General features: G+C 60.5%; 7 protein-coding genes and 1 tRNA gene. 7 read left to right on the forward strand and 1 reads right to left on the reverse strand.

Going from position 1 to position 10,046, the window contains the following annotated elements; all coding sequences use genetic code 11:
• The first annotated feature begins 41 nt into the window (after positions 1-41).
• The 6 genes from LB516_RS06590 to LB516_RS06615 all read left to right on the forward strand — a co-directional run bounded on the left by LB516_RS06590 (position 42) and on the right by LB516_RS06615 (position 6,686).
• Positions 42-386 (forward strand): VOC family protein, encoded by a 345-nt coding sequence (locus tag LB516_RS06590; RefSeq protein WP_015318754.1) that lies wholly within the window; start codon positions 42-44, stop codon positions 384-386.
• Between the two features lie 127 nt (positions 387-513).
• Positions 514-588, forward strand: a tRNA-Gln gene (locus LB516_RS06595).
• A 509-nt stretch (positions 589-1,097) separates the two neighbouring features.
• Positions 1,098-2,546 (forward strand): TolC family protein, encoded by a 1,449-nt coding sequence (locus tag LB516_RS06600; protein WP_224719171.1) that lies wholly within the window; start codon positions 1,098-1,100, stop codon positions 2,544-2,546.
• A 36-nt stretch (positions 2,547-2,582) separates the two neighbouring features.
• Positions 2,583-4,715, forward strand: a complete 2,133-nt coding sequence (locus LB516_RS06605) for a type I secretion system permease/ATPase (RefSeq protein ID WP_140663265.1) — start codon at positions 2,583-2,585, stop codon at positions 4,713-4,715.
• Between the two features lie 50 nt (positions 4,716-4,765).
• Positions 4,766-6,055 (forward strand): HlyD family type I secretion periplasmic adaptor subunit, encoded by a 1,290-nt coding sequence (locus tag LB516_RS06610; RefSeq protein ID WP_224719172.1) that lies wholly within the window; start codon positions 4,766-4,768, stop codon positions 6,053-6,055.
• On the forward strand, positions 6,045-6,686 hold the full coding sequence (locus LB516_RS06615) for a ribbon-helix-helix domain-containing protein (RefSeq protein WP_224719173.1): 642 nt from the start codon (positions 6,045-6,047) through the stop codon (positions 6,684-6,686). The genes LB516_RS06610 and LB516_RS06615 overlap by 11 nt, the downstream gene beginning before the upstream one ends.
• Before the next feature lie 134 nt (positions 6,687-6,820).
• Here the strand turns inward: LB516_RS06615 and LB516_RS06620 are convergent, their stop codons facing one another.
• Entirely contained in the window at positions 6,821-7,774 is a 954-nt protein-coding gene (locus LB516_RS06620) for a transglutaminase-like cysteine peptidase (RefSeq protein WP_224719174.1), read from the reverse strand.
• Positions 7,775-8,097: 323 nt separating this feature from the next.
• On the opposite strand from LB516_RS06620, the gene LB516_RS06625 reads away from it, so the two are divergent.
• A partial coding sequence (locus tag LB516_RS06625) for an Ig-like domain-containing protein (protein ID WP_224719175.1) occupies positions 8,098-10,046 on the forward strand: 1,949 nt, incomplete at its 3' end.

The following is a 10,046-nucleotide window of genomic DNA, read 5'->3' on the forward strand; positions in this document are numbered from 1 at the left end:
CGGCTCGACGTCTAGAACATAAAGGGAACAAGAGGCGCGTCATGAAACAGCCTGGAAAACTGGACTATCTGGAAATGCCGGCGACCGGCGGCACGCTGGATCGGTTGAAGGCCTTCTACAGCGCCGCCTTCGCTTGGTCTTTCACAGATTATGGGCCGACCTATTCGGCCTTCGCCGAGGGCCTGGATGGCGGCTTTCAGGCCGATGCCGCGGAAGCACCGGCCAAGCCGTTGCCCGTGCTTTACAGCGACAATCTGGAGGAAACCCTTCGCGCCGTCGAAAGCGCCGGCGGAACGATCGTCAGGCGGATATTCTCATTCCCCGGCGGCCGACGCTTCCACTTCGTCGATCCAGCCGGCAACGAGCTGGCTGTGTGGTCCCACTAGTCCGCTTGTGGATCACCAAGCGCCGATTGCACCGCTGGTCAGCCGAGCGTCTTCGCGGTCGTTCATAAGCATTGTGCTTTTCGGCTGCTCTGCTAATAACGCGCCGCACAGCGACTCTGACGGCTATTGGGGCGTCGCCAAGTGGTAAGGCATCGGTTTTTGGTACCGACATTCCCAGGTTCGAATCCTGGCGCCCCAGCCAAGCGCAGACTCCATTCGAGGCCGAAGCGCGCACCGAATAAGCCCTGATCCAAACACTCTGCAGCCTAGACTTAACCAAGAAGTGTCACGCTCGGCAGTGCGTCAGCGATCTCGCAAACCACAGCGGGCGCGACCAGAACATGTCGTCAATCTGGGTGGGCCGGACCAAATCCTTCTGCACCCGAGCTGTTGAAGGCGCCTTATTGCCTCCGCGAGAGCAACTTTGTTTGCGGACATGCGTACTCATCGGCATATGCCAGAACAGGCTTGCTGTTGCCCATCTTCAATATCTTGTCTCGGGGCTTCAAGTTTCGATACCGGCATTTGATCCCGCCGGCGTCCCAAATGTGTGCTATTTTTGCTACATTTTTTGACCGTCTGCCTAAATTCTATGATTTAGTCACAGCTTAATAATGAAACGCGCACGTTAATTTGCAAGATAGTGGCAAGGTCAGGCGCCAAGCCCGGCTGGGGCGCTCTTAAAAAGCGCGGGGAAACGTGGGTGGGAAAATGAAGACGACAGGTCTGTCGACCAAGGTCATGGGCGTTGGTCTCTTGATGACGGCTACCATGCTGAGCTGCTGGGGCGCGCATGCGCTGACACTCAAGGAAGCCATGGCGGTCGCGGTGGAATCCAACCCGGAAATCGGCCAGGCCATCGAAAACCGCGAGGCCATCGAGTTCGAACTGCGGCAAGCAAAAGGGCTCTATCTTCCAAGCGTCGACCTGGAGGCATCCGCTGGTGCTCGCCGCCTGGACAACTCCTCCCGCCGCGCGCTCTCCATCGAGCACGATGCGCTTTATCCCGCGGAGACCGATCTGACGGTTTCGCAAACGCTTTATGATAGTGGCGCAAGGCGAGCCGAACTCAACCGTCAAGCCTCGCGAGTGGATGGCGCCTCATTCCGCGTGCTGGAGCGATCTGAGTTCATCGGGCTGTCTGTCGCCCAGGATTACCTGGAATACATGCTTCAGGCCTCGATCGTGGCCGAGGCAAAGAAGAATCTGGGCTTTCACCAAGCGATTCTCCACGACATCAGGGAAGGCATAGCAGGCGGCGGATTGAACGAAGCAGACCGGCAACAGGCCGAGGAGCGCTTATTTGCGGCCAAGGCCCGCATGCAGGAGGCTTCCGAGGAACTCGAGGCCTCGAGAATACGCTTCTTCAAGACCGTCGGGAAACCGCTGACCAATGCATCGCGGCCAGGCGACGTTTCCTCTGCACTGCCAAGGTCCCTGGACGACGCGCTGGGCATTGCGCGGGAGAACAACCCGCGCGTCCACATGGCCAATAGCGATATCGCCGCCGCGGGCTCGCAGGTTGACGCCGCTCGGGCGAAATACGGCCCGTCGGTCGTCGCCGAAGGCGTTGCCCGGGCCGGATACGACATTGACGGCGACAATGGAGACACCTCCGATCTGCAGGCACGGGTGGTGCTGCGGTGGAACCTGTATCGGGGCGGCATCGACAAAGCGAATGAGCAGGAGCAGATCCGCCGCGCCAGCGAACAGCGGCTTGGGCTGCATCAGGTTCTGCGGGAGATCGAAGAAGCCGTTCGCACGTCGTGGGATCGCCGCTTCCGGCAAGCCGACCTGGCAAAGACCCTGAAGCTGCAAGCCGCTTCCAACGAGAAGCTGGTTGCCTCTTATCGCGAGCAGTTCAAGGTCGGACAGCGCTCGCTGCTCGATGTGCTGGATGCGCAGAATACGCGGTTCAACACAGCAACGCTGGCGGACACCGCGTCCTACGCATCCCTCTTTGCCCAATACCGACTTCTGGCGGCAACCGGGCAGTTGCTGAAAACGATGGACATCCAGCCGCCGAAGCAGGCCGCGGCCTACGCCAAGGATGAATTCGCGGTTCCGGAGATCCCGGACACCGAAACCTATGCACGGACCCCGTCGGAACAGAAGAACGACCTGCCCTTCGATATCCTCGCCCCTGTCAGGAAGAAGTGAGCCGTAAGGAGTGTTGAGGGTTCTGGCGGGCGGGTCGTGAATCAGCAGCCACATATTCTGTCGCCCAAGGAGGCGTTCAAGGCCTGCTTTTCGGCGGTGGCCGCCTATCTCGGCAGGCCGAGCGCCGAGACCGTGCTGTTTGCCGGAGTGCCGATTTCGGACACGCGCATCGAGGTCACCGAGATCCGGCATCTTGCCGAGCGGATCGGTCTCGAGACCCAGGAATTCAACCATCGCGACTTCCTGCGCGGTCGCGTCGATCTTCCGGCAATTCTCTTCCGTGTCAGTCAGTTGCCGATCGCCCTGCTGGCGGAAACCGACGGCGATGGGTATCTCACGGCCCCGCAGGAAGACGGGCGCACGACTGTCGGCAAATCCGAGCTGGCCGCAAGTTACATCAGTGGCGGCGTATCCTTCTCGATCACCTATGCCAACGCCACCGAGGGCATGAAGGTCGGGTCGGCGCAGCAGATCGAGCGGCGCCATTGGCTGACGGGGACGATGGGCGCTTTCTGGCGCACCTATTCCAAGGTCGTGCTGTCGGCGATCTTCATCAATCTTTTGGCCATCGCCTCACCGATCTTCACCATGAATGTCTATGACCGCATATTGCCGAACAAGGCGATATCGACACTTTGGGTGCTGGCGATCGGCATTGGCGCCGTCATTCTCTTCGATCTGCTTTTGAAAACGGCCCGAGCCTCGCTCATCGACTATGCCGGGCGCAAGGCGGATTTGCGGATATCGTATCTGCTGTTCGAGAAGGTGCTGAATTCATCCCTGTCCGCGCGCCCGGGCTCGACAGGCGAATATGCCAACCGCGTCACCCAATATGAGTTCGTCAGGGAATTTTTCACCTCCAACACGATCAGCGTGTTCATCGATACGGCTTTCGTCTTCATCTTCCTGCTCGTCATCTACGCGATCGGCGGCTGGCTGGTCGTCATCCCGGCCCTCGCATTTGTGGCGTCGGTGGTCGTTGGCCTGGTCACGCAACGCCGCATCGGCAAACGGGTCGCAGCCTCCATGAATGAAGCCTCCCAGCGCCAGGCTCTGCTGGTCGAGTCCATCTCCACGCTGGAAACGATCAAGTCGCTGCGCGCCGAAGCCTATTTGCTGAGGAAGTGGGGCGAGCATTCGAAGAACGCGGCCAACACTTCCGAGAAGATCAAGCAGCTCTCGGCGGCGGCCGGCAACATCACCCAGGCCATCCAGCAGCTTGTGACGGTCGCCTTGGTCGTGGCTGGAGCCTACGCCTTTTCGGAAGGGCATGTTTCGACAGGAGCCATCATCGGAACGGTGATGCTGGCGAGCCGGGCCGTGGCTCCGCTCGGCCAGATCGCGATCACCTTGTCGAGATTTCGCCAGGCCATGCTCTCCTTGAGAATGGTGAATTCCATCATGGCACAGCCGGAGGACCGGCCGGATACTGTGGGCTTCGTCAATCGCCCGATTCGCAATGGCGCGATGACGTTCAAGAATGTCGGCTTTGTCTACCCCGGATCGGAAAACGAGGTTCTGTCCGGCCTGAACTTTTCGGTGAAGCCGGGAGAGCGCATCGGCATCATCGGCCGCATCGGATCGGGCAAGACGACGATGGGACGCCTGATCGGCAGGCTTTTTCTGCCAAGCTCCGGCGAATTGCTGCTGGATGGCATCGACATCCGCCAGTATCACCCGTCAGAGGTGCGCGCCGCCGTCGGCATCGTCGCGCAAGCCGGCGATCTGTTTTCGGGCACCATCAAGGAGAACCTGCTGATGGCATCTCCGGAGGCGACCGACGAGCAGATCATCGAAGCCGCGAAAGCCGCCGGCGTCGACGAGTTCGTGTCTCGCCACCCGCGTGGCTACGACATGAACGTCGGTGAACGGGGCACCAATCTTTCCGGCGGGCAGAGACAGACGGTGGCGATCGCCCGGCTGCTTTTGACCAAGCCGAAGATCGTCTTTCTGGATGAACCGTCCGGCTCGATGGATCTGGCGTCGGAACGGCAACTGATAAAGCAACTCAAGACCGCTTTCGACCACAACACGACGCTGATCGTCTCGACGCATCGCTTCAGCATGCTCGAATTGGCTGATCGCCTCATTGTTATCGAACAAGGAAAGATAGTTGCCGACGGGCCAAAAGAACAAGTCATTCAGGCGCTGCAGAGAACGAATTCCTGAATGAACAAATTATATCGGGCTGAAACCGATATGATAACGGGGCGTGGGAAATGCTTGCCAGGGAAGACCGCCCGCCGCTTTTCGCGACGGCGTCCATATCCATCATAGGGGCGCTCTTCGTCGCCTTTGTCGCTTGGTCGTCCTTCGCCGAGGTCGACGAGATCGCGCGTGGCGACGGCAAGGTCATACCGGCCTCCAAGACCCAGGTCATTCAAGCCAGCGAGCCGGGCGTCGTTCAGGAAATCGCCGTGAAGGTGGGGCAGGTCGTCAGGAAGAACGACCTTATTATCCGCCTCGACAATACTTTGAACACATCCAGCCTCGGCGAACAGCAAGCCAAGGCGCGGGCCCTGCAAACACGCATCGCCAGGCTCAAATACGAACAGAGCGGCAGCATCACCGGATCGTTTCCTTGTCCGCAGGACATCCAATCCGTGGCGCCGGAAATCTGTGACAACGAACAAAATCTCCTCGTTGCCCGGCGCGAAAACTTCGACAACAAGCTGTCGGTGCTCAAGTCGCGACTCGACCAGCGCGAAAAAGAACTGGACGAGGCGAACGCCAATCTCGACCGCCTGACAAAAAACCTGGCTGTGAGTGACCAGCAGGCGAAGCTGGTCGAGGCGATGGTCAAGAAAGGTCTGATGGCAAGGACCGAGCAGCTTAAGGTCGAGCAGGAACAGACCGAACTCAACGGCCAATTGAACCTGGCCGGCGAGACGATAAAGAAGGGCAAGTCGGCGATCACCGAGGCGCAGCTCCAGGTCGAGGAACTCGGGCTGCAGTTGAAGCAGGAAGCGCTCGATGACCTGACGCAGGCCTTGGCCGATCTTTCAGTGGTGGACGAAACCATTCGCGGCGCGACCGACAAGGTCGCGCGAACGGATATCCGCTCGCCGGTGGATGGCATCGTCAACACGATGGAGTTGAACACCGTCGGCGCCTTCGTCCAGCCGGGTACTGTCGTGGCCGGCATCGTGCCCACTTCCGAGACATTGCTGGTCGAAGCACGTGTTTCGCCCCGCGATGTCGCGTTTATCCGCCCAGATCAGGATGCCTTGATCAAAGTCACGGCTTACGATTTCTCGATCTTTGGCGGCATCGAAGGCAAGGTTTCAAACATAACCGCCGACAGCCTGGTCGATCAGAAGACGGGCGAGCCCTACTATCAGGTGCGTGTTTCAACCGATAGATCGACGCTGGAGCGAGACGGAAAGGCATATTCGATCATCCCCGGCATGATCTGTTCGGTGGATATCAAGACCGGTCGCAAGACGATCCTGAGCTACCTGCTGAAGCCGATCAACAAAGCCCGCCAGGAGGCAATGAGTGAGCGCTAGCGCCACCTCTCCCGCGACCCGGAGCGACCACTTGCTTCTGCCACTCCCGACAGAAGATTTCGAACTCGAGTTCCGCGTCGTGGCGCGCGGCGGCATCAGGCGCGGCATTCGGCTTGAACGGGCTTTCTGGGTTTCGCTGAAACAGATGGCTGAAAGCCGCAAATGCACGATCGGCATGCTGGTCGACGAGATCGCCGAAGGTCACGCGGAGAAAGGAAACTTGACCTCGGCAATCCGGGTGGCCTGCATACGCGAATTGGGGCGCGAGAACCTGAATTTGCGCAGGCTTGCATCGATCAGGACGGTAAACGCCATTCTGCTTGCCTGCCCGTCGCCGGCTTTCGCCTTGGCCTCGACGAAGAAGATCGTGACCTTCAATGCGCCGTTCCAGCAATTGGTCAAGCGACAATTGCCGGCGGCATTCGACGAAGACACGCGCCAGGACCTGAAGTTGGCGCTGGATCTCAACGTGGCCGATATATTCGCCCGCCTCGACACCAATGGCGATGTTGCCGTTGCGAGCGGATTTGTGATTGGAGCCGGCGAACGCCGTTACCGGGGCCAGTTGAACGTCGTGCGTGCGCCGGTGCTGGATCCGGAATTGCTGATGGCTTTCGTCTTCAACGGCTAGCGCCATCCATCGTTTCACGCAAACGCCGAACGGCCCTATGTGCTTGACGCAATTCCGCCGGAAAACCACCACGGGACTTTTCCCGCAATTGTTCCGCCATTCAACCAGGACAAGAAAGCCGGCGCGCGGGCCCCTTACTTGACTTCCGTCGAGACGCCTTCGCCAGGGGCGACGGTTGCGAAACCGCCCTTGACATCGGCCATCTGGGCGTCCCCCGATTTGGACCCGTGGATCCAGGCCCGGTCGGTGCTGAACGAGTACAGTGGCTGATAATTCGGAAGGGCGCTGTCCTTGAGCACCGTATCGTTGAGACTGTCGAGAATGTAAGCGCCGCTTGCGGTGCTGACCGAAAGCACGGCGTGGAAGAAGCCTCGCTTGCGGTCCTGGAGAACGACGAGCGACATGCTGCGTGCCGGAATGCCAGCCCTCAGCAACGCCGTCATCTTCAGGATGGCGAAGTCCTCGCAGTCGCCGGCACGATTGGCGAGGATCTCCGAAGGCTTCGCCCAGTAATCGAGCTTGCCGTAAACGACGCTGTCCTTCTTATAGGCGATCAGGTGGTTGATGCCGCTGTCGATGAACGACAGTTTTTCGACGAACCCCTTGCCTTGGGCGGCCGAGACCATGGCCGCGAAGGCCGGGCTCTCGTGATCACAGGGGCTGCCCGCAGTGCAATCGGTTATGGCCTGGTAGACAGGTGCCCAGCGCGCCGAAACGGGAAAATTGCGCATGGACAGCGCAACCGACCCGAAAACGCCCGGAATGATCGACGCGGTCTGAATCGGGTCGACACCCCTGCCCTCTTGCGCCATGGAGGCGCTGGACCCGTCTTGAGCGGAAACGGGACCATATCCGTTCAGGACAAGGCTGATCCGGTAGGGGGTGGCCGGCTGCCAGGGCTGGTATCTCTGCAGCGAAATGCCGCCGAGGCCAAGCGGCGCCTGGACCACTCCAAGCAGTGCTGCTTCGGGCATGAAGTTCCTGATGACAGGTCCGGCAAGGGCTGGCTGCGCCGAGCCGGCTATCCCCACCGCCAGCAGAAGCAGCTTGAGCTTGCACTTCCCCGGAGCATTCTTTTGTTTTTTCATGACGCCCACCTTTGACTGTGGACGCTACCAATTTTGTCTCAAATTACTGGAAAGGAAGATGGATAAGTTTCCTACGAATTCACTTTGCTGATTTTAGTAAAATTTTACATATATTTATACTTATATTTACCAAGTTTTCCGCGCCGCCGGTGGCGAAGCGCTATGCCTTCCAGACAACATATAACTGATTATATGTTCACAGTTTACCAAGCGTAAAAAAAGTCATCGAAGGCATATCCAAATATATAGAATGGATTGACGGACTGTTGCAAAGTCAAGCCGCCGCCTGTCTCTATCCGGGAAATACCGGAGGGGTTTAAGCTATGGCGAACAGTATTGAACTGGACAATCTTTCGAACTCCTGGGACGAGCATTCCGTCTCCAGCGATCATCACGACCTGACAGCGCCGACCCAGGTGGTGGCGCAAGCCGCGCCCGCCGAGCAAGCGGCGGCACCGGTCCAAACAGCGCCGGCCGCGGCCGAGCCTGTGCCGGTCGATGTCGGTGGCGGCGCGCCAGCGGCAGCTCCGCCAGCGCCAAACGCCCCGCACGAATACGTCGCGGACGCAAGCAACGTCGTCAAACTTCCCGCCAATGTCTCGATCGACAACATCAAGGTCGACGGCCACAACCTCGTGCTCGAGCAGGCGGACGGCTCGGTGATCGTCATCAAGGACGGTGCCCTGCATGTGCCGACCTTCATCATCGGCGACGTCGAAGTGCCGCGCGTGGCCTTGATCGCAGCGCTGGAAGCGAGCCATGTCGATGTCGCCTTTGGGGCGGACGGCTCGATATCGGCCGGCGGCAGCACGACCTCGAGCGCCGGCGGGAATTTCGAACAGCCTGCCGGCGGGATCGGCGACGGCTTCGGCTTGTCGGCGCTTCTGCCGCCGACGGCTTTGCAGTTTGGGCAGCCGGATCATCGCGAGTTGTTCCCGAGCCTCCTGCCCGATTCAACGCCGTCTATCGCCGACCTGACGCCTTCCGTCGGTGGCGGCGATACCACCGTTAATGAAAAAGGCCTGCCGGCAAGCTCCGGCGCGGAAGGTTCGGGCGAACTGGCCGCGCCGGGCACCGACGGCGACACATCCGAACACAACACCGGCACCTTCACCATCACCTCGCCTGACGGTGTCGGCTCGCTGACCATCGCCGGCCAGGTGATTTCGGGTGCAGCACTTGCCAACAGCGCATCGGCGCCGATTGAAATCACCACACCGCTCGGCAACACGCTGACCATCAACGGCTACGACGCCAGCACCGGCCAGGTGAGCTACAGCTACACGCTCGTCCATGGCGCGGTGCATCCCGGCCCGGGAACCGATTCCATCTTCGACGACATGACATTGACGGTGACCGACACCGACGGCGACGTCTCGGCTCCCGGTACGCTGTCGGTCCAGATCATCGACGACGTGCCGACCGCCAATGCCGACATCGGCACCGTGCCGTCCGGCAGCCATGCCGCGATCACCGGCGATGTGTTCGTGAACGACGTGTTCGGCGCCGACGGCAAGGATGCCGCGGGTGGTGTCGTAGGCGTCGCGGCCGGCAACACCAATGCCAATCTCGACAGCGCAGCGACCATCGGCTCTGTCATCCACGGCACCTACGGCACGCTGACGCTGCATGCCGACGGCTCCTACAGTTACACCCGCGACGCCGGCTCGCCCGGCGGCGTCAACGACGTCTTCACCTACACCATCAAGGATGGCGACGGCGACCTGGCGCACACCACGCTAACCATCGGCATCGGCGACGGCACCCCGCACATCGACACGGTCCCGGCGACCGGCGGCGCCGACACCACCGTCTATGAAGCAGGCCTCGGCACACGCGGCAGCGAGCCGGCCGGCTCGCATACCGGCAACGTGGCCTATCCCACGACCGTCTCGGGCGCCGTCGACATCAGCTCGTCGGACGGCGTGGCGGCGGTCTCGCTGCAGGGCGTCACCATCGCAAGCACCAATGCGCTCACTCCGACGTCGGTCTTCTCCAACACCACCGGGACGCTGACCGCCTGGTACGAGGCGACGACCCCGACGACCGGACACATCCACTACACCTACACACTGCTGGACAACACCGGCGACACCAACAACACCTCGATCCCCGTCTCCATCGGGGTCACCGACACCGATCCGACCACCCCAGAGACCGCCACCGGTACGCTCACCATCACCATCGTCGATGACGTGCCGACGGCCAATGCCAACACCGGCAACGTCGCCGAAGGCGCGCTGCTCAGCGTCAATGCGGCGGCTGGCGTGCT

This window comes from Mesorhizobium sp. CO1-1-7 (assembly GCF_020164885.1).
Classification (GTDB): domain Bacteria; phylum Pseudomonadota; class Alphaproteobacteria; order Rhizobiales; family Rhizobiaceae; genus Mesorhizobium; species Mesorhizobium australicum.